Consider the following 23,105-nt stretch of genomic DNA (forward strand, 5'->3'; position numbering starts at 1 on the left):
TGGCTCTGCGTCGTTGCCATCGTGTGTCGTATCCGCGTTGGCTGCTGCTGCCTCGCTGTTGCTCTGCCTGCCTGGTGTGTCTGTCGCATCTGCCCTGGGTGACGGTCTCGGGGCATCCGGGTATGGGGCAGGGCTTACGGGGGCGGGAGGGCATGGGGGTGGGCCTCCCGTGGGTGGGTGGGGGGCTGGGGTAGGGCAGGCAGGGGCATAGGTGCTGGGGTACCCCTTGCTGGGGGGTCTCTGGGTACGCGTAAGGCCCCGCTGGTGGACGGGGCCTTGGGGTGTCTGTGGTGCCTCATGTGGGCACAGTGGTGCACCGCGATCGTTGCACTCGGTCTGACCTGCGGTCAAGCGGCGGCGCGTGCGGCCCGCTTCGCGGCGAGGACAGCGACGTCCTTGGCGGCGTACCAGGGCTGTCGCTCGGTGCCGCCGGAGCGGGTCAGTTGGCCGCGGTGGACGAGCGTGCGCAGGCCAGTCAACTCGACGCCGAGGACGCGCGCGGTCTGGTGTGCGGTGAGGTGGCCGGGCCGGATCATCTGCGACTCCATGAGTTGATTTTTGCAGAGGCCTCAGACAGGGATGCGTGCTCAGCTGATGCAGTGATGGGCGGCAAGTTGCAGCCCTCATTTGTGTGATTAGAGTGGAAAGTGAACCCTATGTGATCTATGTGACAAGGGGTAGGGCATGAACGCTAGTTACTGGAAGCGATCAATCGTCCTGAGTGCGGCTCTCATCCTCGGCCTCTCTCCTGTCGGCGTGCAGCAGGCTTCGGCCGCTCCGGCAAGCGAGACTCAGGCCAGTGCGCCGACGGCCGTAACCAGTCGAGCGGACTACCGGGAGGGCTTCCGCGATGGCTTCCGCGATGGATTCGCAGATGCCAGGCAGGACTGCCGACTGGACGGAAGCTTCTCCGATAACAGCAGGAGTAACCGCGACTATGCTCGGGGCTATGCCGATGGCTACAGCGCTGGTTTTGCCCGAGCCGAGCGGCGGTACTGCTAGGTGTTGGCTGACACGGGCGTTCAGTAGCTCGCAAGTGAGTGACGCATGGGCAGCCCTCAGAGAGGCGCCATGTGGAGGCAATTAAGGCCCCTGCAACGGGCCTCATCACCTCACTGGACCGTCGTTTCCGCTGATCAACCCCAGTGAGGGTGGGCAGTGACGCTCCGAGTGGAAAGTCACTGCCCACTGCCGAGTCACTGAGCCTCTGCGATCTCTTCCGCTCGCCGGTCGAGGGCCCTCTCGACGCTCTCCAGCCTCACTACGGGGTAACCGTTATAGGTCCCCGACTCCTCGTCGTACTCGGCGAGCAGGGCCTTGAGGCGGGCGCCGGTCCAGTGCTCGTAGACGGCATGGTTGCGGGCCTTCAACCGGTGCAGGACCTCGGTGGTGCGCACGCGCTTTTCCCGGCCCACGACGGCCGCCAGGTCGCCGAGGTGGTTCACGGGCTTTGCGATCTCCAGCTTGTGGACGGTGGCGACGTCCTGGCGGCGGGCCTTGGCCCGGTCGGTAAGCACGAGGGCGTCCTCGCCGCTGATGAAGTGCGTGCGGACGGTCACGGAGGACTGCCCGGCTTCGAGGGGGATGCCCTCGCCTGCGACGACGAGGGTTCCCCGGTCGAGGCCGCGGCGGAGCTTGTGCGGGGCGGCGCCGGCGTCCACGGGGGCCTCGCCGAGCGCCATCTTCGCCTGCGACTCGGTGCCGAGGGCGAGGGAGCCGCGGATGTGGTTGCCCTCGCGGGACCGCTTGGGCAGGTTCTCGTCGGTGGGGTCCTGGGTGCCTTCCCAGATGGTGACGTTCACGGCGCGGCCCTGGTCGTGGATCTTCTTGACGGCCTGGAAGTAGCGGGACGTGGCCTTGCTGCCGCCGTAGGGGCGGCCGTCCTCGCTCTTGGCGCCGCAGCCGTAGGCGACCTGGGCCTCGTCGACGATGAGGACGATGGGACGGAACCGCGGGTCGGTGCGGGCCATCTCGCGGGTGACGCCGTCGGTGGCGCCGGACTCTTCCAGCAGGCCGATGCGCTTCTGCATCTCGTCGACGCCCCATTCGACCATGTCGGTGGCCTGGGCGACGTGGTCGTCGGTCGGGCCCTGGATGAGCACCTGGGCGAGCCCGAGGAAGCCCCGCCAGTCGCCGACGCCCTTGAGGTCGGCGATGTAGAAGTCCACGGTCTCGTCGAAGGCCAGCCACAGGGCCAGGGCGCGCAGGGCGGCGGTCTTGCCCTGGTTGGACAGGCCGGTGAGCAGGACGTGCCGCTGGAAGACGCTCACGCCGGCGGCGTCGCCGCGCAGGTTCTGTCCCCACGGTGCGCTGCCGGTGTAGTAGTCGGCGGTCGTGTCCTCTTCGAGGATCAGCGGGGACGGGCCGATGGGTTCGTCGAGGGCGCCGCTGTCGGCGATCCACAGGCGGACGGTGCGCGGGGCGGGCGGGATGGTGATGAACACTTCGTGCTCGTGCCGGTTGAGGTTCTCGGCGAGCTTGCGCCGCTTGTTCTGGATCTCCTCGGTGGAGACACCGGAGGGCAGGTGGACGTCGACTTCGACGCCGCATCCGGCGATACGGATCGGGCCGAGCAGGGCGGCACCGACGTCGCCCATCGCGTCGATGGCCTTACGCAGCGGGGAAATGCCCAGGTCACGGAAGGCGATGACGACGATGGACGGGGTGATGGCGGCGCCGAGGTCGCGGGCTTGGGCGGGCAGCGCCCACTGGGGGGCGGTGTGGCGGTGCTGGCCGACGGCCCATACGGCGGCGAGGCCGATCCAGGGGGCGGCGAACAGCAACGGGCCCCAGACGACGCCTGCGACGAACGCGGCCCAGCTGACCAGCTCGATGACGGCCTCGATGGGGGTGAGGACGTCGCGGACGTCTCCGGAGCCCCAGGCGAGCATGATGCCGATCATCAGCAGGATGCCGGTGCCGCCGACGGTGCCGTAGGCGATGGCCTTGGGGGCGTGGACCATGGCCTGCAGCAGTTCGAGGCGCCGCTTGTGGCGGGCGGCCCGGTACGCCTGGGCGCGCTGCTCCCACTCCTTGACCTCGTCCATGAGGCCGGCGGCTTCGGCTGCGCGGATCATCCGCTCGTAGCGGGAGGCGGTGCGGCCGTCCCAGGCGCGGCGGGCGACGATGCGGGCCCCGCCGGTGATGTAGGCGCCGTGGCGGACGGTGAGGCGGCCGAAGGCGCGCACGCGCTCGTCCTGCAGGGCTGCGCGGGCTGCGGTGCGGAACCGGGCCCGGCGCCGCTCGCGGTAGCTGGAGGGCGCCTCCGTGTCGTCCTGTGACGCCTTGATCATGTGGACTGTCATGCTGGGGCTTCCTGCCTCTTGCTGGGGTTGGGAGGCCCGGGGCGGCCGGCTTGCTGCCAGGCGGACGGCCGCCCCGGGGTCGAGCTACTTCTTCTTGCGGGCGTCCTCGCGGGCCTGCGCCTTCTCGCGGATCTCGTCGACGCGGGCCTCGAGCCGCTTGGTGCCCTTGCCCTGCGCCTTCCTGCGCTGGATCTGGGCGCCGAGGGCGACGACGCGGGCCAACTCGCCCCAGGTGTGCGGGTCGTGGTTCGTAGCGGGCATCGTCAGTTCCCCTCGGTGGTGTCGGGCAGCAGAGCGGCGATAGCGAGGTGGGTGCGGGCGACGGTGGACCAGGCGGCGGACGCCGCGGCGAACGCGGGCGTCTTGGCCGGGTCAGAGTGGGCGTGGTCCTCGGCTTCGCGGGCGAGGCTGGCCGCACGGGTGGCGGCGGCGTCCGCCATCGTCAGGCGCTGCTTGCGGTCCATCTGGTCCTCCTTGGCTTGGTTCGGTCAGCGCTGCACGACGGGCTTGCCGAGGTCCCGGTGCCGGACGGTCACGGTGTAGCCAGCGGCGGTGAGCATGTCGGCGAGGGCCTGGGCGAACGTCGGTGCCCGGTGCCGGCCGCCCGCGCACCCGGTGGCGACGGCGATGGTTCCGGCCGACGGACCGGCAGCGAACGCCTCTACCGCCGCCGCGATGGCGTCGACCAGCTGCCGGATACCGGGCGTGGCCAGGACCGCGACACGGACGGGCTCGTCGCCGGCGGTCATGTACCGCAGGTCCGGGGAGACGTGCGGGTCCCGGAAGTGGTGCCGGAGGTCGACCGTCAGGTGTGCCGCGGGCGGGGCGTCGTGGAGGTAGCCGAAGGAAGTGATCTCTACGGTGGTGGTCTTCATGGGTCAACGACCCTTCTGGTAGTCGGCCCAGAGGCTGCGCAGGACCAGGGCGAGGATCGCGACGGAGACGGCGCCGATGGCGACGGCGACGGCGAACAGCGAGGCGACCAGTCCGCCGGCGATGCCGAGGAAGCCGAGCGTCAGCCACTTCTTCGTGTCGAACTCGGACCGCGGCGCCGGGGCCGGCTGCTGGGGCTGCTGCTGGTTGAGCAGCTGCTGCGCGGCGAGGAACGCGGCGATGATCTCGACCTGCCGGGTGTTGTCGGCGGCGGCCACCGCATCGGCGGCGGCCTTCTCAAGGGCGTCGCTCATCGGGTCCACCTCCCCACCAGGGGCAGGTGCGGGCGGGCTGCGGCACCGAGGGCGAACGCGACCAGCAGCGGCTGGGAGGCCAGCGCGGTGACCACGGTGGTGGTCAGGGCGAGCACCTGCGGGATGGTCAGGAGCAGCCCGAGCAGGGCGCCGAGGAGAAGCCACTTCATGACCGCTCACCCCCGACGACCTCGTGCCGCAGCTTTGTCGCTTCTCGACGCGACAGGCCGAGTTCGTCCTGAAGCGTCTTGATGGTCACCGACCGGCCGTTCGACCTGACCGCTTCCCGGTTCAGCCTGCGGGCCTGTCGCCGCAGGTCGGACGGGGTGAGCGTGACGGCCGCGGTGACCACCTGCCGGGGCTGTTCGGCGGGGAGTGCAGCGGGCACCTTGCCGGTCACCGCAGGTGCGTCGAGGTCCTCCCATCGGAACGGTGCTGCGGTGATCGCGGGGGTCTGCGGCATGACCACCTCGGTGGGCGCGTACCGCTTGAGGGTGTTGTCCCACCAGTGCCGCAGCAAGGGCTCATTGGTGGTCACTTCGACCGGCTCGGGCCGGGCGACGATCGGCAGCAGCCGGGCACCGGCCGGGACCACCTCGGGCCGGGGGCGGGGTGCCTCGACGGCGGGCACCTGGCCGGCGTCGAGGCGTTCCAGGGTCACCTCGGGCAGGTCGGGGGCGGTCGGGGCGGGCGTCACGGTGAACATGTCGAGCAGGGCGGCGTCGCCGGCCGCGGTCAGCCGCGTCCGCTGTACGCCGACCAGGTCCACGCCGAGTTCGGCGTCTCCCGCGCCGGCGTGCTTGGCCAGCCGCCATGCGGCCCGCTCGGACCACAGGCGCGTCCACTTGCCCGGGTGGTTCGCTGAGCGGGCCCGGTGGTAGGCGAGCTGCTGCAGGGTCGCCGCGTTGCGGCGCTGGGCTTCGGCGTCGACGCCGGTGGTGTAGATGACGACGCGGCGGGCGATGAGCCCGAGGCCTTCGGCGGCGCCGCTCATGCCGAGCGGGGTGGTGCCGTAGACGACCGCTTCGGTGAGCGTGTCGGCGAGGGCGAGGCCGGTACCGCAGGCGCCCAGCGGGGCAAGCCACAGACCGACGCGGACCCAGGCCGGGGCGGACTGCCCCAGCAGGGTCAGGCCCAGCATCGTGAGCGCCAGGATGAGGGTCAGGCCCTCTCCGGCGGCGACGATGCCGGCGGCGGTCTCCTTGCGTCCGAACTCGGCGAGGGCGTTGGAGAAGGTGCCGACCGCTCCGGCGATACCGACGGCGACCATGACGGCCGCGGCGACGCCGAGGACGCCCTTCTGGCCCTTGGTGAGGTTGCGGGTGCTCATCGGTGATCACCTCGGAGGCGGGCGACCTCGTCGAGGGCGCGGTCGATACGGACGGCGGCGGCGCGCAGCGCCTGGGTGAGGTGCCGGCCGTCCTCGACGCCGACGGTGGCGTCGACGGTCACGTTGATGGCGAGCAGCGGCAGCGGCTCCGGGCGGATCTCGCCGTGCGGGGCCTGGGTGATGCGCGCCTCCAGCACCTGCAGCGGCCCGTACTGGGCGGTGACGGCGTCGGCGCGGATGGCGGGCCCGTTGTGGGTGACGTCCGCGAGGTGGCCGACCAGGTCGTCGTCGTGGCCGCGGCACCAGACGGGCTCGGGCACGACGACCTCACCGCGGTCGAGGGTCTGCAGGACGACGACGCCGTCCCGGTAACGCGGATCCTGCCGACGGGGCTGGGTGCTCACTGGCCCTCACCCCGCTCGGCGAGCATCTCCAGCAGCTGCTCCAGGGCGACCTCGAGCCGGCCGACCCTGCGGGCCATCGCCCGGTCGTCCGACAGGTCCACCGGGGCGGCGAGTTCCTCGCGGGCCTTCCGCACCCGGTACTCGTCGTGCCGGAGGGCGAGCTGGTCGCGGGTGCCGATGGTCGGGCAGCGCAGCGCGGGCGGCTCGGTGGCGGGCTCGGTTCCGAGGGCACGGAGCAGGAGGCGGAGGGCCTCCTGGAGGGAGAGGATCTGGTCGCTGTGCAGCAGCTGCTGGGCGACGCTGATCGCGACCTCGAGGTCGCTCGGTTCGATGGTGCGCAGGGCGGTGTTGTCCGCGCATGCAGGCGTGGCAAGATCGGCCATAGCCGGATCTCCTCCTGGTCTAGTCAGGTAGGCGGTGCGGTCAGGCCCTTGGCTGGGACGGCAATCCCGGCCTTGGGCCGTCTTCAGTTGTGGGTGCTACTCGGTCTTCTTCTGGTAGGCGCGGATCGCCTGGTTCACGCTGGGGGTCTTCACCCCGAGTTCGCGGGCGACTGCGGCCTGGCTTCCGAGTTCTTCAGCCCCGTCGATGAGGGCGAGTGCCCGTTCGTCGGTGGCTTCTTGGTAGGCGTCGAGTGCGGCCTTCTGCTTGCGGACGGCAGCGTCGTGCCGTTCCTTCCATGTAGTCACGTCCCTCCTCGTACCGGAGGTGACTGCATGACCACAAATATAAGCAGGGGTGCTTACCTCCGTCAAGGCGGTCACGCCGCCTCCTTCGGCTGGAAGTGCAGGAGCATCAGCAGGTCCCGCTCCGACTCGTAGGTGTAGCCACACCAGCGGCACGTCAGCCGGGTCTGTCCCGGCAGGCGGGAGATCACGGCGCCGCAGACGACGCCGTCGCTGTCGACCGCGACGCACGTGCCGAGGCGCTGCGGCCGCGGCGCCGGATCGCCGACGATCGTGCGGGCCTGCAACTCCAGCTCCCGCACCTCGCGCGCCAGGTCGCCAGCCCCCGGGTAGTGCTGGACGATCCAGTCCAGTTCCATCGCCAGCCACCGGCAGTCGGCGGCGAGCGGGGCCGGGGCCGGGGCCCCGTGCCGCGGCCACCGGACGCGCTGCACGTCCAGCCGCCACAGGCGTATCACCTCGGCGGCCCGGGTCACGTTCACCGTGTCGAGGACGTCCTCGTCGAGCGGGGAGCGCGGGCCGGCCGCGCTCTTCGTCGCGACGATCTCCCCCCAGCCGTACCGGCGAGGCACCAGGCACTGGCCGACCTCGGTGTACAGGACGGGCAGGTCGTCCAGCCGCTTGGCGAGCTGGACGGCGTGCCGCTCGCACAGGTACCGGCCGCCGGTCTCCTCGCCGCACAGCTCGCACGCAGGGGTACACGCTGGCGTGTACCCCTTCTCGTCTGCGGCGGTCACGGCACGAGCCCGTAACGCTGCTGGACCTGGTACAGCTCCAGGCTGCGCAGGAAGGTGTCACCGGCCGCCCGGCGGCGGATCTGGTGGGACTCGGCGAGGCTGCGGTTGGCCTCGCGCATGTCGAGGACCATGCGCCAGATGGCCATGGGCCAGGCGCCGAGCATCATCCCCACGATGAGCAGCTGCAGTTCGTTCGCGGTCACGTCGACTCCTTGATCAGAACGGGGGCTGGTCGGAGTAGCCCGCGGCCTGGGCGGCGGGCTGCTGCGCGGGCGGGGCGGATCCCCAGCCGCCGCCCTGCTGCTGGCTGTTCGCGGGCTTCGCGCCGGACCACGGGTCAGCTGATCCATTTGGATCAGTAGCCGTCCGCCCGCCGCCGGTCTTCTTGGTGACGTTGGCGGTGGCGTAGGTGAGGGACGCGCCGACCTCGTCGACGTCCAGCTCGTACACCGTGCGCTTGACGCCCTCACGGTCCTCGTAGGACCGCTGCTTCAGCCGGCCTTGCACGATGACCCGGGTGCCGCGGGCGAGGGACTCGGCGACGTTCTCGGCGGCCTGCCGCCACACCGAGCAGGTGAGGAACAGGGCGTCGCCGTCCTCCCAAGCGTTCGTCGTCTTGTTGAAGGTGCGCGGCGTGGACGCGACGCGGAACTTGGCCACGGCCGCGCCGGACGGAGTGAAACGCAGCTCAGGATTGTCGACCAGGTTGCCGACGACGGTGATCACGGTCTCGCCTGCCATGGCGGACTCCTTCTCGGGAGGGCGACTTACTTCCTGCGGGGAAGCAAGTCGCGGGATGCTGGGTGGGTGGCCGGGCCCGAGTCCCGCGGGCCCGGCCGCTGTCGTGCGGGTCAGTGGCGGGTGATCTGGAAGTGGAGCCCCCCGGCGGAGTGCTCGCGTGCGTCTGTCTCGGTCCACACCTGCTCGCCCCACACGAAGGCGGGCTCGACGCGGGTGGTGACGGTGCCGTCCTTCATGTGGGCCTGGACGACGGTCGCCCAGCCGATGACCGGGCAGACGTTGTCCGCGCTGTTGCCCTCGCTGAAGATGACGACCCAGCCGGGGGCAGTGGGCGCGATGTTGATGACGGAGCCGGTGGCGATGTTCATGAGTTCTCCTCGGTGGTGGTGTCGTTTGAGGCGGACGGGGTGTCCGTCTCGGATCCGTCCGTCGTGCGGGCGGAAGCCTGGTTGCGGAGCTTGGCGGCGTGCCGTTGGGCGAGGCCGCGTTGCCGGGCGGCGTTGAGGGCTGCGCGCCGGCGCTTGGCCGCCTCGGCGCGAGCTGTGGCGGCGGCGATCTTCTCCGCGACCACGTCGTCGACGTTCATGAGGAGCGGTGTTGCGGAGGGGGCGGGAGGTGCGGCACGGGGTTTCCTCCATTAATTCCATGGGGTGGGGACGTGCAGGACAGGAGGCCTGCATCTCGGTCGGTACGGTGGGTAGTCATTCTGGTTACAGAGAGTAGTAATTAGTTAAAAATAGGCTTACGGGGACTCCTGGAAGTAACTCCAGGCCCGTTCACGCCACCCCATGAGGCATGGAATTAATGGAGATAACCCGCCCCTCACTGGGCTCGAAGACGTCCGGGTGAGCAACGAACCTCGGCTTCGGCGGGCGCCCTGCACGTCGCTCAGGAGCCTCAGGCGGATCGATCTGCCGCAGCCACCCGGCACGCACGAGAAGGTTCAGGGCGTCGTCGACGTCGGCCATCTCCGTGCACCACGCCTGCCCCCGAACGCCCTTCTCGACGTCGCCCGCAGGGAACCGGCCGGCCACCTGCTTACGGCGCAGCCAGTCCAGTACGGCGCGGGCGGGGCCGAGCTTCGACTGTCGCTCGGCTGACATCAGGTCGGACACCAGGCGGGCGTGTGCGATCAGGTACGGCACCAGGGCAACCGCGTCGTCCATCACGTCCCCCGGCACGATCAGCGACTCGGGGTTCTCGAACAGGGTGAGGACCGCGGCGATCCGGAGGACCTGCCCCGGCAGCTTCTTCGCCCAGCCCTCGATGGCGGCGAGGTCGCCGTGGGCTTTGTGCCGGGGCTCCAGCGCTTCCCAGAACTCCCGGAAGGAGCGCTTCGCAGCGGCGTCGAGCTGCATCTCCTGCGGCTCGTCGTCGTCCCAGATCCTCTCCATCATCGCTTTGATCCGGGCACCCCACGCCTTGCTTGTGTCGGTCGGGATGGGGTCGGTGTCGTACACGCGGTCGCCGACCCGGCTGACGGGCATGGAGAAGATGAACCGGGCCATGAGGCCGCGGGCTTCGAAGACGTCACCGGTCTCGCCCATGCCGGTGAGGAACCCGGGCTGTACGGCCAGACCGAGGGTGAGGTTCGGGCGCTCGAGGAGTAGCGGCTGCCCGCTTTTCCGGTTCACGGCGTGGGGTTCCTGGGACCACGCCTTGAGGACGATCTCAGGGTTGGCGTTCTTGCTGTACCGGCCGCCGACGTTGCCGAGGAACGAGCTCTCGGTGGAGAGCACGGCCAGGCGCTCGCCCTGGTGGGCGATGAGGTCGGCGGCAGCCTCGGGCGTGGTGTCGTCGGCGACCAACTGTGTGAACACCCGTGGTTCGCCGAGCGCTTCGAGCTCATCGCGTGCCGCGTCGAGGAGAGCGCGGGCGTTCTGGCGCTTGGCCGGGTCGGCGGCCTTGATGACCTTCGACTCGGCGTCCGACACGCAGGCCTCGGCGATGCGCCGGTCTTGCTGGTCCCGGGCGACGGCGGAACTGTCCTCGAGCCGCCGCCGCTTCTGCTCCTCGAAGACGGGCTTGGCCATGAGGCCGAGGGCCGGCGACTTCATCTCGCCCGGTGCCGCGACGGGCATCGTGTACAGGGTGACGGGCTCGATCCAGTCCGGCTTCGGGCTGACGGTGCGGCGGCCGCCGATCGCGGTGGACGCGACGGCCATGCCGAGCCATGCGGGCAGGTCGACGGGGACCTGCAGACTGTCGGACACCGCCTGGGCCATGACGCCAATGCCGCGGAGCTTGGCCGCGTCGAGGGCAGGGGCGGCCGGCGGATTGAGAGGGACGGGCTCTTCCCATCCCTGCGCGTCCTCGGCATGGACGCCGGTGTCCCAGGACGGCGCCTTGATGTCGGGCTTCCAGTTGGGTGCGGCACTCACACCGTCACCGCCGGGTCGCCGGGGTACGGGACGGGTGCCCACACCTGGTCGAAGTCCGAGTCCTTGTGACCGGCCGCGAAGTGGTCGGCGGCGTCCTTACCGGTGCGGGCCTGGACGACGTACACGGAGTGAGCCAGACCGCGGAGCGACTCGACGACGGCGGTGGCGTGTTCGCGGCCCTTGTCGTCGCGGTCGGCGACGATGGTGACGTCAGCGTCCTCGAGGTAGCGGGCGTGTTCGGCGGTCCACTTTCCGGCGCCGCCCGCGTTGCAGGTGGCGGCGAGGCCGTGGTCGATGAGTGCGTGGGCGTCCTTCTCCCCTTCGCACACCCAGATGACCCGGTCGGCTTCCTTGGCGGCGAGCAGCTCGGGGAGCAGGTACGGGACCAGGGGGACGAGCCGGTTGCCGCGTTCGTCGTTGAGGGACCAGCGGCGCCCGGACTTCGTGGCCGGGTCGGGCCGCCACTGGGCGAAGTCCTTGTGGTCGCAGCGGGTCACGCCGTGGACGACGGCGCCGTTCTCGTCGCGGTAGACGTACTGTGCGACCCGCTTGTGGCCGTGACGCTGGCAGGGGATCCAGGTGTCGTCGGTCGGCCGGTCGCGCTGCCGCTCGAGGGGCGCGTCGAACAGGTCGGCCTCAGTCCAGCCGAGGGCGGCGAGGAACTCGGTGTTCCCGTCGCATTTGTGGCAGTGGATGACGACGCCGCCGTTGTTGCCGCGGCGGATGGCAACGGTGCTGGGGCTGTCGCCGTCGTGGCAGATGCCTCGGGTGCGCAGTGCTCCGCCCTGGTAGCGCATGGGTTCGCCCCGGTCACGGAGGAGATCCGCGATGCGATTGAAGGCGATGGTGTCAGTCACGAACGTGCTCATTTCTGAGAGCGGTTGGCCAGTTGGTTCGTGGGGCGGGGCGGGCGCTGCCCCCATGCGCCCGCCCCGCGGTTCATGCGCTTCTGCGCTTCTGTCGGGCGACCTCTTCGCCGATGGCGGTGACGTCGGCGCTCCAGTGCCGGGCGGCGGCCTGCACGGCACTGGCCGTGGGCTGCTCCTCGAGGTGCGCGCGGATGGAGCCGAGGACGATCTCGCGGCGGCCACGTTCGGCGGCCCGCTTCAGGTAGAGGTCATCCGGGACCAGGTCGACGGGTTCGTCTACCGGCCACTGGCCGGGGCGGCGGTCGCTCACGACGCCTCCTCCTTGCGGTGGGCCGGCCAGCCGGGGCCAGGCGGGATTTCGGGCAGGCCCTGCAGGGCGCGCGGGGTGTGGGCGGGGCAGCGGTGGCCGGGCAGGTAGTGGCGGACGCCGTCGACCTGGCGGCAGTGCCGTCGCTCGTCGCCGATCCAGTGGCCGCACTCGGGGCGCGACTTCTCGGTCACGCCTGCCGCCCGAGGTGCTCGTTGCGGATGCGGATGAGTTCGGCGTGACGCTGCCTCATGGCGGTGAGCCGCTGCTCGACGGTGCCGATGACGGCCTGCAGGCCGTCGGGGTCGAGGTCCTCGATGAAGTGGTCTTCGAGGATTTCGACGCGGGCGTGCGGGATACGGCGCGCCGGCTTGTCGCTGAACGGCTCGCAGGCGATCACGGTGCTCAGGACGTAGAGGTCCTCGGGGGTGCCGGTCTCGTTGACCGGCAGAGTGCGGGGCTCGCTGCTGTCGGTGTTCCAGCAGTAGACGTCTTCCGAGAAGACGGGGTTGTCGATGCTGTGCTGGTGGTCGGTGGTGCAGCCTGCGATGCAGGTGACGGTGCGGTGCGCGCCGGTGTCCCGGTCGGTGAACGTCCACGTGGTGGGCGCGGGCGGGGTGGGGGTGGTGGCGGCCTGGAACTGGAGGGCGAGCCGGACGGCGTCGTCGATCTTCTTGTGCGCCTTGCCTGCCTCGTTCAGCACCTGGTCCGCGGTGACCACCTGAAGGTCGCCGTGGTTTCCCTGCGTGCTGGAGACCAGCGTGGGCTGGCCGGTGTCGAGATCCGTCATGGTCTCGACGTGGAAGATGGTGGTGCTGCTCTGGTCCTGGACTGCAGGCGTCCCCGTCGACGCCTCTGCCTGTACCTTGGTGTTCATGGGCTTGCTCGCTATCTGCTGGCTGTGGATGCGCTGACTTGCCCGACAGGAGGGGCCGCCTCGCACGCGGCCCCTTCGTCGTTTCCGGCTGCCGATCCCGCCTCGCACGCGGGACCGGCGCCGTTCTCCTGCGGGACGAGCCCGAGGAAGCGGTGGAGGTCGACGGTCCGCACGTAGCGGCGCCGGCCGAGTCGCACGCACTCGAAGGGCAGGCGCCCTTCCTTGGCGAGCTGATAGATCGTGGATTCCGCCTGGCCCAGGGCCCGGCCGACGGTCGGCCACAGGGGGACGACGGCGGGCAGGTCGAGGATCTCGGCGATGGTCAGGGCCGGCGCCGTCATGCGGCTTCCGTTTCGGACGAGGCACCTGCAAGCCCTAGTACTGCCGCCCACTTCAGGGCCACAGCACCTCGCGGCTGACTGATGCCCGTCTCCCACCTGGAGACGGTGGAAGGGCTGGCACCGATGGTGCGTGCGAGTTCACGGAGTCCGATGTGCCGCGCCTCTCTCAAGGCTCGAGCGTGTCCGCTTGAGGCAAGACAGCGCAGCTCACCGACCGTCCGAAGTTCTTCCGGGGTCATGCGAATGATGAAACACGATGGGGAGGCGTTGCGCAACTGTTCCCAGACATGTTTCAGAATGATCTTCGGGAAGTGTTGCAGAACTGTCCCAGCACCGCGACGATGGCGACATGACTGCACTGAGCCTGGAAGTAAAGATCGGCGAAGCCGAGGGGCAGCCCGACTCCCTTGTCGCAACGGTCACGATTTACGACGAGCGTTACAAAAAGCTCTTGGTGATCTTCGACTACCTAGTCAAGGGCGAAGAGGAGCCGAAGCTTCATGTGGTGCATTTCGAGCCCAGGGCGGAAACCCTGGAATCCGGAGATGTTCTACATCTAACGCCGACCCTTATCCGAGATTTTCCAATGAGCCAGTGGGACCGGATTGCGCAAGCCGCAGTTCGTAGGTCGCGCGCGACGCACCTCTTGCAGGGCGCTAAGCGCTCACTGGAATCAACGCGTGTAAAAGTGATGGGCCTCGAGCCAGCGGTCGAGCGCGACGCGGCGATGCCGCTGACGTGGGGCCCATCGAAGATCGAGGCCGTTGAACTGCCAAAACCCAAGCCAGAAGACGTGGTGGGGCTCCTCGCCCCTGGCTTGAACCCTGAGCAAGGGCCAGGCGCCAAACGGCGCTGGAACAGCCTGATGCGGTACGTCAAGATCTACACTGAGTACGAGGAGCTACTCGCCGGCGGAAATACAGATCCAATCACAGCACTGGCCCAGCAGAATGACGTCGCGAAAGCCACTGTCCGATCCTGGCTACATAGGGCAAGGGAGGCGGGCGTAGATAAAGTTGTTCAACTCGGATTGTCTCAGCTACCGCTCTTCCCGTTCCCTGAAAAATCTCACGACCAGCCAGAACCGCCTAAGAATGGAGACCAGTGAAGGGTTCGACGTACCGACGCTGTTACTGCCGGGACGGTAACGGCAGGGTCATAGGCAAGGCTTGCCCCCAGTTGTCGAGCCGACGCCATGGGGTCTGGGCTGTACGCCAGGAGCTCCCGCCGCGCGCCGACAGCGGCCGGCGCTCCTTCTCCCGCTCCGGCTACGCCACCGCCAAGGACGCCCAGGAGGCCCTCGACGCCGTGCGCGCCCTGCTCGCCCTCGCCCCCGGCGACGACCAGGAAGCACAGACGAAGATCGGTGACCTGCTCGAGGTGGTCAGCAAGAACAAGAACGCCCCGCTGCCCGACCTCGCCGAGACACGCCGCAGGTTCCGCGCCGGCCAGCCGCTCACCTCCAAGCTGACGGTGGGCGACTGGCTGGACGAGTGGTGGGAGTCGAAGAAGCGGAAGAAGAGCACGCTCAACGGGTACAGCTCCCACATCCGCGTACACCTCAAGCCGGGCCTCGGACACATCCTGCTGGACCGTCTGAACGTCGGGCACCTGGTGGAGTTCTTCGACGCCATCGACACCCAGAACGAGACGATCGAGGCGGAGAACCAGCAGCGGCGCGAGCAGCAGGATCGGGCCACGTGGGGGAAGCCGTCGCGGCCGCCGGCGTCCGAGACGGCACGGCTGGCGGCTGAGCGCGCGAAGCTGGAGTCGCTGCCCCCGTACCGACGGGTCACCGGCCCGGCGACGCAGCAGCGGATCCGGGCGACGCTGCGGTCCGCGCTCAACGCGGCGATCTCCCAGCAGCTGCTCACGTTCAACCCGGCCTCGCACGTCGAGCTGTCCTCGGGGAAGCGGCCGAAGGCTGTGCTGTGGACGCCCGAGCATGTGGAGCGGTGGCAGCGGACTGGCGAGAAGCCGTCAGGGGTCATGGTGTGGACGCCGGTTCAGGTCGGCGAGTTCCTCGACCGCACCGAATCCGACCGCCTCTACGCCCTGTTCCACCTGATCGCGTTCCGGGGCCTGCGCCGCGGCGAGGCCGTCGGGCAGGACTGGGCGGGGATCGACTTCGCCAAGGCTCAGCTGACGGTCTCTAAGACGATCATCCAGGACGGGTGGAAGCCGGTGGAGAGCGACCCGAAGACGGAGGGCAGCGCGGCCACGATCGCGCTGGGGCCGGCGACGCTGCAGGTTCTGGGCGAGCACCGCGACCGGCAGCTCGTGGAGCGCCAGGCCTGCCTCGAGAACGGTCTCCCTTGGCAGGACACGGGGAAGGTGTTCGTCGACGAGGACGGCGGCTGGCTGCACCCGGAGAAGGTCTCGGATGCGTTCCGGCGGCTGTGCCGGGAGGCGGCGCTACCTCCGATCAATCTCCGTGATCTGCGCCACGTGGCCGCGACCCTGATCCATGCGGGTGGTGGTGACCTCCACGCGATCAAGGAGACGCTGCGGCACGGCACGATTCAGCTAGCCTCCGACACGTACACCAGCCTCCTCCCCCAGGTCGACCAGGAGGTGGCGAGGAACGCCGAGAGCATCGTGCCCCGTGCCCGCCGGCCACTGCCGTCTGACACAGCCGCTCACGCATCGCTCACGCAGGACGCCGGAAACGACTGAGCGCCCCTTCTGGTCTAAACCAGTCGGGGCGCTCGGATCGCTGGTGACAACGGTTCTTCGAACGTGTGTCCCGGTGGGGCGGGTGGGACTCGAACCCACGGCCGACGGATTATGAGTCCGTTGCTCTAACCGGCTGAGCTACCGCCCCAAGCGGCGTGTCGCGCACAGGTGTGCGTGCCGTCTGCCGCAGCATAGCCGCTCATACGATCTCCTGCCTCAATGATCGACTAGGCATGAGCCCCCTCACAGACCCGAGGACTGCCCCCGGGCCCGCCCGGTCCCTCCGGGCGGGCGGCCAGGACGCGGACCGGGCATGAAAAAGGACCCCTGAAGGGGTCCTCGTTCAGCATGCTCCCCCGACTGGACTCGAACCAGTAACCTGCCGGTTAACAGCCGGCTGCTCTGCCAATTGAGCTACGGAGGACCGAGCTCCCCCGACTGGACTCGAACCAGTAACCTGCCGGTTAACAGCCGGCTGCTCTGCCAATTGAGCTACGGAGGAATGCCTCGTCTGCATCGAACGCACCCACCTGGGTATCCGCCAGGGGGCGCGCGCTCTCTGCGACACATACATTAGCGCAAGCAGGGGGGTGCTTCGCCAATCGGTACCCTCCGGCGCTGTCACCGCAACCGGAGAGCCGTGCAGACCCGCACGCAGTCCTACACAAGGGAAGGGTGGCCGCCATGCGTTACCGGCTCACGTTCGTCACCGGAGTCGTCCTGGGTTACGTGCTGGGCACGAGGGCCGGGCGCGAGCGTTACGAGCAGTTGAGGAAGGCGGCACGGCAGTTCGCTCAGAACCCCGCCGTGCGCAACACGGCGGAGACCGCGGCCCAGCAGGGCCGGGGCATCGCGGGCCGGGCGTACCACGTGGTGAGTGACAAGGTGGGCGACCGGATGCCCGACTCGGTGGCTCAGCGGGTCCGCACCCTGCGCGAGCGCACCTCGCAGGGTGCCGGCGAGGACGACTGGGGCACGAGCAACACCTGACCGGGACACCGGTGACACCGGCGGGGAACCCTCGGCGGACCGGCCCGGCGGCACTACGTCGCCGGGTACGGCAGAATTTTGGCCATGGGGATAGTCGCCGGGTTGGACAGTGCGCCCGATTTCACTCGTATCGTCGTCTGTGACGCCGACAGCGGGACCGTGCTCAAACAGGGATATGCGCCGCACCCGGTGGACCACTCCCAGGGCACGGGCCGTCCGTCCGACGTCGATCCGCAGAACTGGCTGCTGTCGCTGGGCGAGGCGGCGGGCGGTGGACTGCTCGAGGGCGTGCAGGCCATCGGGGTCTCCGCGCAGGCGAACGCGCTGGTGCCGCTGGACTCCCAGGGCAACACCGTGCGGCCCGCCATGGTCGGTGCCGACAAACGGACCCAGGTGGCGGCTGCCGATCTGCTCGACGCGCTCGGCGGCCGTGAGGCGTGGGCGCAGGCGGTGGGCAGCGTTCCGCAGGCCGCGCACCCGGTGACGAAGCTGCGCTGGCTGGCCCGTACGGAGCCCGAGAACGCGGCGCGCACCGCCGTGCTGCTCCAGGCCCACGACTGGCTGGTGTGGCAGCTCCTGGGCCGTCCGGTGCGCCGGACCACCGACCGGGGCGGTGCGTCCGGAACCGGCTACTGGGCGGCGGCGACCGGGGGGTACCGGCCCGATCTGGTGGAGCTGGCACTCGGGCACCAGACCATGCTGCCGGAGGTGCTCGGCCCGGCCGACGCGGCCGGTGCCACGCCGGAGGGGCTGCTGATCTCCGCGGGCACCGGGGAGACGATGGCGGCGGCGTTCGGGCTCGGGATCGGGCTGGGTGACGCGGTGGTGTCGCTGGGCGCGTCCGGCTCGGTCATGGCCGTCCACCCCGAGCCGCTCTACGACCCGCACGGCATGGTCACCGCGCTGGCGGACGCCACCGGGATGCATCTGCCCGTCGTCACCACACTGAACGCGGTACGGGCCCTGCGCGGGACCGCGGAACTGCTCGGGCTGCCCGATCTGGAGAGCCTGTCCGACCTCGCGATGAAGTCGACGCCGGGTTCGCACGGGCTGGTGCTGCTCCCTTATCTGGAGGGCGAGCGGACACCGAATCTGCCGCACACCGCCGGGACCCTGTCGGGGCTGCGGCGGGAGTCGATGAAGGCGGAGCACCTGGCGCGGGCCGCGTTCGAAGGCATGCTGTGCGGGCTCGCGGACGCGCTGGACGTGATGCGCGGCCGGGGCGTGGAGGTCCGGCGGGTGTTCCTGCTGGGCCAGGCCGCGGAGCTGCCCGCCGTGCAGGCGGCGGCGCCCTCGCTGTTCGGGGCGCAGGTGGTGGTGCCGCAGCCCGCGGACTACGCGGCGATCGGTGCCGCCCGGCAGGCGGCGTGGGCGCTCGGGGTGTCCCAGGGCACCCTCGACCCGCGGACGCCGCCCGTCTGGCAGAGCGCGGCGGCGCAGGTGCTGGAGCCGGGCGACGACCTGGCGGTGGGGCAGGCGATACGCCAGCAGTTCGTGTCGGTGCGCGAGCAGACCCACCCGGGGGCGTTCCGGATTTGACTGCTCCCCTCCCTGAAAGGAGAGGGGATTCCTGGCTCAGGCTGCCTCCCGGAGCGGCGCTCCGGGAGGTCTTGTGCCCTCGACGCCAGCCGGGTCCAGACCTGCCCGGAGGAGCATCACGCGGGCGGAGTTCTTGTCCCTGGGGGAGACGGTTCCGCACTCGGTGCAGGTGTAGGTGCGTTCGGACAGACGATCCCGCCCGCCAGGTGCAGCCGCCCGTCCCTGAGGCGGAAGCCGCGCCGCGTGTAGTTCAGCGATGGGTCACTCCCGCGCCGCTTCTTGTGGCGGGGCATCCCGGCCCGCCGCTTCAGTGGCAGCCGGTTCTTGATGTCCTTGAGCGCTTTGGTGCGGGAGGCGGCGAAGTCGCGGATGGTCTGCTGCTGCGGTACCGAGGCGCCCTCGGCCAGCCACGGCGTCACCGCGCGGGCCCGCGTCAGCATCCCATCCAGCCGGGCCGGACCACACACCTCCCCCGCCGCATGAGCCTTCCTCGAGCGGACCACACACTCGTTCCACAGCCACCGGCATCGCCCCCACTCTCCCTCCAGCCCCACCCGGGCAGTAGCCGACACCCGCAACCGGTAGGTATACCGGGCACGCTCCACCGCCTCCTCGCCCACCACCCGCACCCCCCTCGCCTCGGTTCCGGTCAGCCGACTCCCGGCCAACTGACCGTACGTACGAGCCACGCACATCCGCACACCCCTTCCACCACGATCACCCCCACCAGCGAACGGGGGGACGCGTGTTCGCGCTTTCTCCCGGCTCCGCCGGGCGGCTGTCAGGGCGCTCCGCACCCCGACGGGGTCGGGTACGGCGACGCTCCGCATCGCCGGGCATGGGATGCGACTCTCCCCCCGCAAGCGGGCGGCGCCCCACCCTGGCGTGAACGCCGGGGCCTCCTCGCACGAGACCCGGTGACCGGGACGGCTGTCGGGGAGGGCGGGTGGCCCGGTGGCGCGGATTAAATCGGTTGGGGTAACGCGGGTGGAGTGTCCGACGATAGGGGCCAGGGGCAACCATTGGCTCCCGCCGACCACCCGAGAGACTCAGTGTGCTGATACGACTGCTTCGGACTCATCTCCGGCCGTACAAAAGACCCATCGTCCTTCTGGTGCTGCTGCAGTTCCTGCAGACCTGCGCCACGCTCTACCTTCCCACCCTCAACGCCGGCATCATCGACGACGGTGTCGTCAAGGGGGACACCGGTTACATCCTGTCCTACGGCGCCCTGATGATCGGCATCTCGCTGGCGCAGGTCGTGTGCAACGTGTTCGCCGTGTACTACGGCGCCCGGACCGCGGCGGCGCTGGGACGGGACGTGCGGGGGGCCGTCTTCGACCGGGTGCAGTCGTTCTCCGCGCGTGAGGTCGGCCACTTCGGCGCCCCCTCGCTCATCACCCGTACGACGAACGACGTCCAGCAGATCCAGATGCTGGCGCTGATGACGTTCACGCTGATGGTGTCGGCGCCCATCATGTGTCTGGGCGGCATCGTGATGGCACTCGGTCTGGACGTGCCGCTGTCCGGGGTGCTGGTCGCGGTGGTACCGGTGCTGGGCGTCTCGGTGACGCTGATCGTGCGGCGGCTGCGTCCGCTGTTCAGGGCCATGCAGGAGCGGCTCGACACGGTGAACCGGGTGCTGCGCGAGCAGATCACCGGGAACCGGGTGATCCGGGCGTTCGTCCGGGACGCGTACGAGCAGCGGCGGTTCGGGAAGGCCAACGCCGAGCTGACCGAGGTGTCGCTCGGCACCGGCAATCTGCTGGCACTGATGTTCCCCGTGGTGATGACGGTGGTGAACCTGTCGTCGATCGCGGTGGTGTGGTTCGGCGCGCACCGGATCGACAGCGGGGGCATGCAGATCGGTGACCTGACCGCGTTCCTCGCCTATCTGATGCAGATCGTCATGTCCGTGATGATGGCCACCTTCATGTTCATGATGGTCCCGCGGGCCGAGGTGTGCGCCGAGCGCATCCAGGAGGTACTGGACACCTCCTCCAGCGTCGTGCCGCCCGTCGCGCCCGTCACCGAGCTGCCCCGGCACGGCCATCTGGAGATCCGGGGTGGCGGCTTCCGCTTCCCGGGTGCCGAGGAGCCGGTGCTGAAGTCGGTCGACCTGGTGGCCCGTCCGGGGGAGGTCACCGCCGTCATCGGTTCGACCGGCAGCGGCAAGTCGACGCTGCTCGGGCTGGTCCCCCGGTTGTTCGACGCGACCGACGGCGAGGTCCTCGTGGACGGCGTGCCCGTCGCGGACCTCGATCCGGCACTGCTCGCGAGGACGGTCGGAATGGTGCCGCAGAAGCCGTACCTGTTCGCGGGGACGGTGGCGACGAACCTGCGGTACGGCCATCCGGACGCCACGGACGCCGAGTTGTGGAACGCGCTGGAGGTGGCGCAGGCCAGGGAGTTCGTCGAGCGGCTGGAGGGCGGGCTCGACGCGCCGATCGCGCAGGGCGGCACCAATGTGTCCGGCGGCCAGCGCCAGCGGCTCGCGATCGCGCGGACGCTGGTGCAGCGCCCCGAGATCTATCTCTTCGACGACTCCTTCTCCGCGCTCGACTACGCGACCGACGCGGCGCTGCGCGGGGCGCTGGCCGAGGAGACCGCCGGGGCGACGGTGGTGATCGTCGCCCAGCGGGTGGCGACCATCCGTGACGCCGACCGGATCGTGGTCCTGGACGAGGGCCGGGTCGCCGGCACCGGCCGGCATCACGAACTGATGGCAGACAACGAGACCTACCGGGAGATCGTGCTCTCCCAGCTGACGGAAGCGGAGGCCGCCTGATGGCCGGGCCGATGGCGCGGGCCGGGGCCGGGACGGGCCCCGACCACCAGTCGCTGAACTTCAAGGCGTCCAGCAAGCGGCTCGTCGCGCGGTTCGGGCCGGAACGCCTGACCATCTACGGGCTGCTGGCCTGTGTGGTGCTGAGCGTGGGGCTCAGTGTGATCGGGCCGAAGATCCTCGGCCGGGCGACCGACCTGGTCTTCGCGGGCATCGTCGGACGGGACATGCCGGCCGGTGCCACCAAGGAGCAGGTGCTGGAGTCGATGCGGGAGCGCGGTGAGGGCGCTGTCGCGGACATGCTCCGCAGCACCGACTTCACGCCGGGCGAGGGCATCGACTTCACGGCCGTGGGCAACGTCCTGCTGTTCGCGCTGGCGGTGTTCGTGGTCGCCGGTCTGCTGATGGCGGTGGCGACGCGGCTGGTGAACGGGGCCGTGAACCGCACCATGTACCGGATGCGCGAGGACGTGCAGACGAAGCTGTCGCGGCTGCCCCTGTCGTACTTCGACAAGCGGCAGCGCGGTGAGGTGCTGAGCCGGGCGACCAACGACATCGACAACCTCGGGCAGACGCTCCAGCAGACGATGGGCCAGCTGATCAACTCACTGCTGACCGTCATCGGCGTGCTGGCGATGATGTTCTACGTGTCCTGGATCCTGGCCCTGGTCGCGCTGGTGACCGTGCCGCTGTCGTTCGTGGTCGCCACCCGCGTGGGCAAGCGGTCGCAGCCGCACTTCGTGCAGCAGTGGCGTACGACGGGCAAACTCAACGCGCACATCGAGGAGATGTACACCGGGCACACCCTGGTGAAGGTGTTCGGGCGGCAGGAGGAGTCGGCGCGGCGGTTCGCCGAGGAGAACGAGGCGCTGTACGAGGCCGGTTTCAAGGCGCAGTTCAACAGCGGTGTCATGCAGCCGCTGATGCTCTTCGTGTCGAACCTCAACTATGTGCTGGTGGCGGTCGTCGGCGGGCTGCGGGTCGCGTCGGGTTCGCTGTCCATCGGTGACGTGCAGGCGTTCATCCAGTACTCGCGGCAGTTCTCGATGCCGCTGACGCAGGTCGCCTCGATGGCGAACCTGGTGCAGTCGGGTGTCGCGTCGGCGGAGCGGGTCTTCGAACTGCTCGACGCCGACGAGCAGTCGGCCGACGTCTCGCCGGCCGAGAAGCCGGCCGAGCTGCGCGGGCGGGTGTCGCTGGAGCGGGTGTCCTTCCGGTACGAACCGGAGAAGCCGCTGATCGAGGACCTGTCGCTCACGGTGGAGCCGGGGCACACGGTCGCGATCGTCGGCCCGACCGGTGCGGGCAAGACGACGCTGGTGAACCTGCTGATGCGGTTCTACGAGGTGTCCGGCGGGCGCATCACGCTCGACGGCGTCGACATAGCGCGCATGTCCCGGGACGAACTGCGGGACGGGATCGGCATGGTGCTCCAGGACACCTGGCTGTTCGGCGGCACCATCGCGGAGAACATCGCGTACGGCGCCTCGCGGAAGGTCACCCGGGAGGAGATCGAGGAGGCGGCGCGGGCGGCCCACGCCGACCGGTTCGTCCGCACCCTGCCGGACGGGTACGACACGGTGATCGACGACGAGGGCGACGGGGTGAGCGCCGGGGAGAAGCAGCTCATCACCATCGCGCGGGCGTTCCTGTCCGACCCGGTGATCCTGGTGCTGGACGAGGCGACGAGTTCCGTGGACACCCGTACCGAGGTGCTGATCCAGAAGGGGATGGCCGAACTGGCGCACGGGCGTACGTCGTTCGTCATCGCGCACCGGCTCTCCACGATCCGGGACGCGGACACGATCCTCGTCATGGAGAACGGCTCGATCGTCGAACAGGGCTCCCACGAGAAGCTGCTGGCGGCGGGCGGGGCCTATGCCCGCCTGTACCGGGCGCAGTTCGCGCAGGCGGCGGTGGAGGTCGACTAGGGCGTGCCGCGGGCCTGTC

Annotated in this window: 29 protein-coding genes, 3 tRNA genes and 1 pseudogene; 6 read left to right on the forward strand and 27 right to left on the reverse strand. The window is 69.8% G+C overall.

Features of this window, described 5'->3' with window-relative positions:
• Window positions 1–347: 347 nt before the first annotated feature.
• From V4Y04_RS11065 to V4Y04_RS37735, 23 genes are all read right to left on the reverse strand, one after another.
• Complete coding sequence (locus tag V4Y04_RS11065; protein WP_332427394.1) at window positions 348–548, reverse strand: hypothetical protein; 201 nt, start codon at window positions 546–548, stop codon at window positions 348–350.
• A gap of 648 nt (window positions 549–1,196) precedes the next feature.
• Window positions 1,197–3,305, reverse strand: coding sequence for an FtsK/SpoIIIE domain-containing protein (locus tag V4Y04_RS11070; RefSeq protein WP_332427395.1), 2,109 nt, complete (start codon window positions 3,303–3,305; stop codon window positions 1,197–1,199).
• 84 nt (window positions 3,306–3,389) lie between these two features.
• Complete coding sequence (locus tag V4Y04_RS11075) at window positions 3,390–3,566, reverse strand: hypothetical protein (protein WP_332427396.1); 177 nt, start codon at window positions 3,564–3,566, stop codon at window positions 3,390–3,392.
• A 2-nt stretch (window positions 3,567–3,568) separates the two neighbouring features.
• Window positions 3,569–3,769, reverse strand: a complete 201-nt coding sequence (locus V4Y04_RS11080; RefSeq protein WP_332427397.1) for a hypothetical protein — start codon at window positions 3,767–3,769, stop codon at window positions 3,569–3,571.
• A 24-nt stretch (window positions 3,770–3,793) separates the two neighbouring features.
• On the reverse strand, window positions 3,794–4,180 hold the full coding sequence (locus V4Y04_RS11085; RefSeq protein WP_332427399.1) for a RapZ C-terminal domain-containing protein: 387 nt from the start codon (window positions 4,178–4,180) through the stop codon (window positions 3,794–3,796).
• A gap of 3 nt (window positions 4,181–4,183) precedes the next feature.
• The gene (locus V4Y04_RS11090; protein ID WP_332427400.1) at window positions 4,184–4,492 is read right to left on the reverse strand and encodes a hypothetical protein; all 309 of its coding nucleotides are present in this window, start codon (window positions 4,490–4,492) and stop codon (window positions 4,184–4,186) included.
• On the reverse strand, window positions 4,489–4,662 hold the full coding sequence (locus tag V4Y04_RS11095) for a hypothetical protein (protein WP_332427402.1): 174 nt from the start codon (window positions 4,660–4,662) through the stop codon (window positions 4,489–4,491). The genes V4Y04_RS11090 and V4Y04_RS11095 overlap by 4 nt, the downstream gene beginning before the upstream one ends.
• Window positions 4,659–5,822 carry a conjugal transfer protein gene (locus tag V4Y04_RS11100; RefSeq protein ID WP_332427404.1) on the reverse strand — a complete coding sequence of 388 codons (1,164 nt, stop codon included), beginning with the start codon at window positions 5,820–5,822 and terminating at the stop codon, window positions 4,659–4,661. Before V4Y04_RS11100 ends, V4Y04_RS11095 begins: the two co-directional genes overlap by 4 nt.
• Complete coding sequence (locus tag V4Y04_RS11105; RefSeq protein WP_332427405.1) at window positions 5,819–6,226, reverse strand: DUF6907 domain-containing protein; 408 nt, start codon at window positions 6,224–6,226, stop codon at window positions 5,819–5,821. Before V4Y04_RS11105 ends, V4Y04_RS11100 begins: the two co-directional genes overlap by 4 nt.
• Window positions 6,223–6,609 carry a hypothetical protein gene (locus V4Y04_RS11110; protein ID WP_332427407.1) on the reverse strand — a complete coding sequence of 129 codons (387 nt, stop codon included), beginning with the start codon at window positions 6,607–6,609 and terminating at the stop codon, window positions 6,223–6,225. Before V4Y04_RS11110 ends, V4Y04_RS11105 begins: the two co-directional genes overlap by 4 nt.
• Before the next feature lie 96 nt (window positions 6,610–6,705).
• Window positions 6,706–6,915 carry a hypothetical protein gene (locus V4Y04_RS11115; RefSeq protein WP_332427408.1) on the reverse strand — a complete coding sequence of 70 codons (210 nt, stop codon included), beginning with the start codon at window positions 6,913–6,915 and terminating at the stop codon, window positions 6,706–6,708.
• A 71-nt stretch (window positions 6,916–6,986) separates the two neighbouring features.
• A complete protein-coding gene (locus tag V4Y04_RS11120) occupies window positions 6,987–7,649 on the reverse strand; it encodes a hypothetical protein (RefSeq protein ID WP_332427409.1) in 663 nt (220 codons plus the stop codon).
• A complete protein-coding gene (locus V4Y04_RS11125; RefSeq protein WP_332427410.1) occupies window positions 7,646–7,852 on the reverse strand; it encodes a hypothetical protein in 207 nt (68 codons plus the stop codon). The genes V4Y04_RS11120 and V4Y04_RS11125 overlap by 4 nt, the downstream gene beginning before the upstream one ends.
• A gap of 13 nt (window positions 7,853–7,865) precedes the next feature.
• Window positions 7,866–8,390, reverse strand: a complete 525-nt coding sequence (locus V4Y04_RS11130; protein WP_332427411.1) for a single-stranded DNA-binding protein — start codon at window positions 8,388–8,390, stop codon at window positions 7,866–7,868.
• 110 nt (window positions 8,391–8,500) lie between these two features.
• On the reverse strand, window positions 8,501–8,758 hold the full coding sequence (locus V4Y04_RS11135; RefSeq protein WP_332427412.1) for a hypothetical protein: 258 nt from the start codon (window positions 8,756–8,758) through the stop codon (window positions 8,501–8,503).
• Window positions 8,755–8,976 (reverse strand): hypothetical protein, encoded by a 222-nt coding sequence (locus V4Y04_RS11140; protein ID WP_332427414.1) that lies wholly within the window; start codon window positions 8,974–8,976, stop codon window positions 8,755–8,757. The genes V4Y04_RS11135 and V4Y04_RS11140 overlap by 4 nt, the downstream gene beginning before the upstream one ends.
• Window positions 8,977–9,166: 190 nt before the next feature.
• On the reverse strand, window positions 9,167–10,771 hold the full coding sequence (locus tag V4Y04_RS11145) for a YfjI family protein (protein ID WP_332427415.1): 1,605 nt from the start codon (window positions 10,769–10,771) through the stop codon (window positions 9,167–9,169).
• Window positions 10,768–11,628, reverse strand: a complete 861-nt coding sequence (locus tag V4Y04_RS11150) for a toprim domain-containing protein (RefSeq protein ID WP_332427417.1) — start codon at window positions 11,626–11,628, stop codon at window positions 10,768–10,770. The genes V4Y04_RS11145 and V4Y04_RS11150 overlap by 4 nt, the downstream gene beginning before the upstream one ends.
• An 82-nt stretch (window positions 11,629–11,710) precedes the next feature.
• Window positions 11,711–11,950, reverse strand: a complete 240-nt coding sequence (locus tag V4Y04_RS11155) for a hypothetical protein (RefSeq protein WP_332427419.1) — start codon at window positions 11,948–11,950, stop codon at window positions 11,711–11,713.
• Window positions 11,947–12,141 (reverse strand): hypothetical protein, encoded by a 195-nt coding sequence (locus V4Y04_RS11160; RefSeq protein ID WP_332427420.1) that lies wholly within the window; start codon window positions 12,139–12,141, stop codon window positions 11,947–11,949. Before V4Y04_RS11160 ends, V4Y04_RS11155 begins: the two co-directional genes overlap by 4 nt.
• The gene (locus tag V4Y04_RS11165) at window positions 12,138–12,824 is read right to left on the reverse strand and encodes a DUF6907 domain-containing protein (RefSeq protein ID WP_332427422.1); all 687 of its coding nucleotides are present in this window, start codon (window positions 12,822–12,824) and stop codon (window positions 12,138–12,140) included. Before V4Y04_RS11165 ends, V4Y04_RS11160 begins: the two co-directional genes overlap by 4 nt.
• Before the next feature lie 11 nt (window positions 12,825–12,835).
• The gene (locus tag V4Y04_RS11170; RefSeq protein WP_332427423.1) at window positions 12,836–13,165 is read right to left on the reverse strand and encodes a helix-turn-helix domain-containing protein; all 330 of its coding nucleotides are present in this window, start codon (window positions 13,163–13,165) and stop codon (window positions 12,836–12,838) included.
• Window positions 13,162–13,404 (reverse strand): helix-turn-helix domain-containing protein, encoded by a 243-nt coding sequence (locus V4Y04_RS37735; RefSeq protein ID WP_443079989.1) that lies wholly within the window; start codon window positions 13,402–13,404, stop codon window positions 13,162–13,164. Before V4Y04_RS37735 ends, V4Y04_RS11170 begins: the two co-directional genes overlap by 4 nt.
• Before the next feature lie 110 nt (window positions 13,405–13,514).
• Here V4Y04_RS37735 and V4Y04_RS11175 point away from each other — a divergent pair, with 110 nt between their 5' ends.
• Together V4Y04_RS11175 and V4Y04_RS11180 are read left to right on the forward strand one after the other, a co-directional pair.
• Window positions 13,515–14,273, forward strand: coding sequence for a hypothetical protein (locus V4Y04_RS11175; RefSeq protein WP_332427425.1), 759 nt, complete (start codon window positions 13,515–13,517; stop codon window positions 14,271–14,273).
• Complete coding sequence (locus V4Y04_RS11180) at window positions 14,270–15,841, forward strand: site-specific integrase (protein WP_332427427.1); 1,572 nt, start codon at window positions 14,270–14,272, stop codon at window positions 15,839–15,841. Before V4Y04_RS11175 ends, V4Y04_RS11180 begins: the two co-directional genes overlap by 4 nt.
• Window positions 15,842–15,915: 74 nt before the next feature.
• On the opposite strand, the gene V4Y04_RS11185 is transcribed toward V4Y04_RS11180, so the two are convergent.
• From V4Y04_RS11185 to V4Y04_RS11195, 3 genes are all read right to left on the reverse strand, one after another.
• Window positions 15,916–15,989 (reverse strand) — tRNA-Ile (locus V4Y04_RS11185).
• A 203-nt stretch (window positions 15,990–16,192) separates the two neighbouring features.
• Window positions 16,193–16,265, reverse strand: a tRNA-Asn gene (locus V4Y04_RS11190).
• A gap of 5 nt (window positions 16,266–16,270) precedes the next feature.
• A tRNA-Asn gene (locus V4Y04_RS11195) sits at window positions 16,271–16,343 on the reverse strand.
• Between the two features lie 182 nt (window positions 16,344–16,525).
• Between V4Y04_RS11195 and V4Y04_RS11200 the strand changes: the two genes are divergently transcribed.
• Complete coding sequence (locus tag V4Y04_RS11200; RefSeq protein ID WP_332427428.1) at window positions 16,526–16,831, forward strand: YtxH domain-containing protein; 306 nt, start codon at window positions 16,526–16,528, stop codon at window positions 16,829–16,831.
• 84 nt (window positions 16,832–16,915) lie between these two features.
• Complete coding sequence (locus V4Y04_RS11205; protein WP_332427429.1) at window positions 16,916–18,370, forward strand: FGGY family carbohydrate kinase; 1,455 nt, start codon at window positions 16,916–16,918, stop codon at window positions 18,368–18,370.
• Between the two features lie 188 nt (window positions 18,371–18,558).
• Here the strand turns inward: V4Y04_RS11205 and V4Y04_RS37740 are convergent.
• Window positions 18,559–18,810: pseudogene (locus V4Y04_RS37740) on the reverse strand (RNA-guided endonuclease TnpB family protein); the annotation flags it as partial.
• Window positions 18,811–19,424: 614 nt separating this feature from the next.
• On the opposite strand from V4Y04_RS37740, the gene V4Y04_RS11215 reads away from it, so the two are divergent.
• Entirely contained in the window at window positions 19,425–21,158 is a 1,734-nt protein-coding gene (locus tag V4Y04_RS11215; RefSeq protein WP_332427431.1) for an ABC transporter ATP-binding protein, read from the forward strand.
• On the forward strand, window positions 21,158–23,086 hold the full coding sequence (locus tag V4Y04_RS11220) for an ABC transporter ATP-binding protein (protein WP_332427432.1): 1,929 nt from the start codon (window positions 21,158–21,160) through the stop codon (window positions 23,084–23,086). The genes V4Y04_RS11215 and V4Y04_RS11220 overlap by 1 nt, the downstream gene beginning before the upstream one ends.
• Window positions 23,087–23,105: the final 19 nt, after the last annotated feature.

This window comes from Streptomyces sp. P9-A2, from assembly GCF_036634175.1.
GTDB lineage: Bacteria > Actinomycetota > Actinomycetes > Streptomycetales > Streptomycetaceae > Streptomyces > Streptomyces pratens.

Bases quoted from the DNA above. Each gene is read 5' to 3' on its own strand.
- V4Y04_RS11085 (WP_332427399.1), bottom strand. From the start codon at position 4,180: ATGAAGACCACCACCGTAGAGATCACTTCCTTCGGCTACCTCCACGAC.
- V4Y04_RS37735 (WP_443079989.1), bottom strand. From the start codon at position 13,404: ATGACCCCGGAAGAACTTCGGACGGTCGGTGAGCTGCGCTGTCTTGCC.
- V4Y04_RS11200 (WP_332427428.1), top strand. From the start codon at position 16,526: ATGCGTTACCGGCTCACGTTCGTCACCGGAGTCGTCCTGGGTTACGTG.
- V4Y04_RS11070 (WP_332427395.1), bottom strand. From the start codon at position 3,305: ATGACAGTCCACATGATCAAGGCGTCACAGGACGACACGGAGGCGCCC.
- V4Y04_RS11130 (WP_332427411.1), bottom strand. From the start codon at position 8,390: ATGGCAGGCGAGACCGTGATCACCGTCGTCGGCAACCTGGTCGACAAT.
- V4Y04_RS11075 (WP_332427396.1), bottom strand. From the start codon at position 3,566: ATGCCCGCTACGAACCACGACCCGCACACCTGGGGCGAGTTGGCCCGC.
- V4Y04_RS11090 (WP_332427400.1), bottom strand. From the start codon at position 4,492: ATGAGCGACGCCCTTGAGAAGGCCGCCGCCGATGCGGTGGCCGCCGCC.
- V4Y04_RS11100 (WP_332427404.1), bottom strand. From the start codon at position 5,822: ATGAGCACCCGCAACCTCACCAAGGGCCAGAAGGGCGTCCTCGGCGTC.
- V4Y04_RS11110 (WP_332427407.1), bottom strand. From the start codon at position 6,609: ATGGCCGATCTTGCCACGCCTGCATGCGCGGACAACACCGCCCTGCGC.
- V4Y04_RS11165 (WP_332427422.1), bottom strand. From the start codon at position 12,824: ATGAACACCAAGGTACAGGCAGAGGCGTCGACGGGGACGCCTGCAGTC.
- V4Y04_RS11135 (WP_332427412.1), bottom strand. From the start codon at position 8,758: ATGAACATCGCCACCGGCTCCGTCATCAACATCGCGCCCACTGCCCCC.
- V4Y04_RS11140 (WP_332427414.1), bottom strand. From the start codon at position 8,976: ATGAACGTCGACGACGTGGTCGCGGAGAAGATCGCCGCCGCCACAGCT.
- V4Y04_RS11170 (WP_332427423.1), bottom strand. From the start codon at position 13,165: ATGACGGCGCCGGCCCTGACCATCGCCGAGATCCTCGACCTGCCCGCC.
- V4Y04_RS11065 (WP_332427394.1), bottom strand. From the start codon at position 548: ATGGAGTCGCAGATGATCCGGCCCGGCCACCTCACCGCACACCAGACC.
- V4Y04_RS11220 (WP_332427432.1), top strand. From the start codon at position 21,158: ATGGCCGGGCCGATGGCGCGGGCCGGGGCCGGGACGGGCCCCGACCAC.
- V4Y04_RS11205 (WP_332427429.1), top strand. From the start codon at position 16,916: ATGGGGATAGTCGCCGGGTTGGACAGTGCGCCCGATTTCACTCGTATC.
- V4Y04_RS11095 (WP_332427402.1), bottom strand. From the start codon at position 4,662: ATGAAGTGGCTTCTCCTCGGCGCCCTGCTCGGGCTGCTCCTGACCATC.
- V4Y04_RS11175 (WP_332427425.1), top strand. From the start codon at position 13,515: ATGACTGCACTGAGCCTGGAAGTAAAGATCGGCGAAGCCGAGGGGCAG.
- V4Y04_RS11080 (WP_332427397.1), bottom strand. From the start codon at position 3,769: ATGGACCGCAAGCAGCGCCTGACGATGGCGGACGCCGCCGCCACCCGT.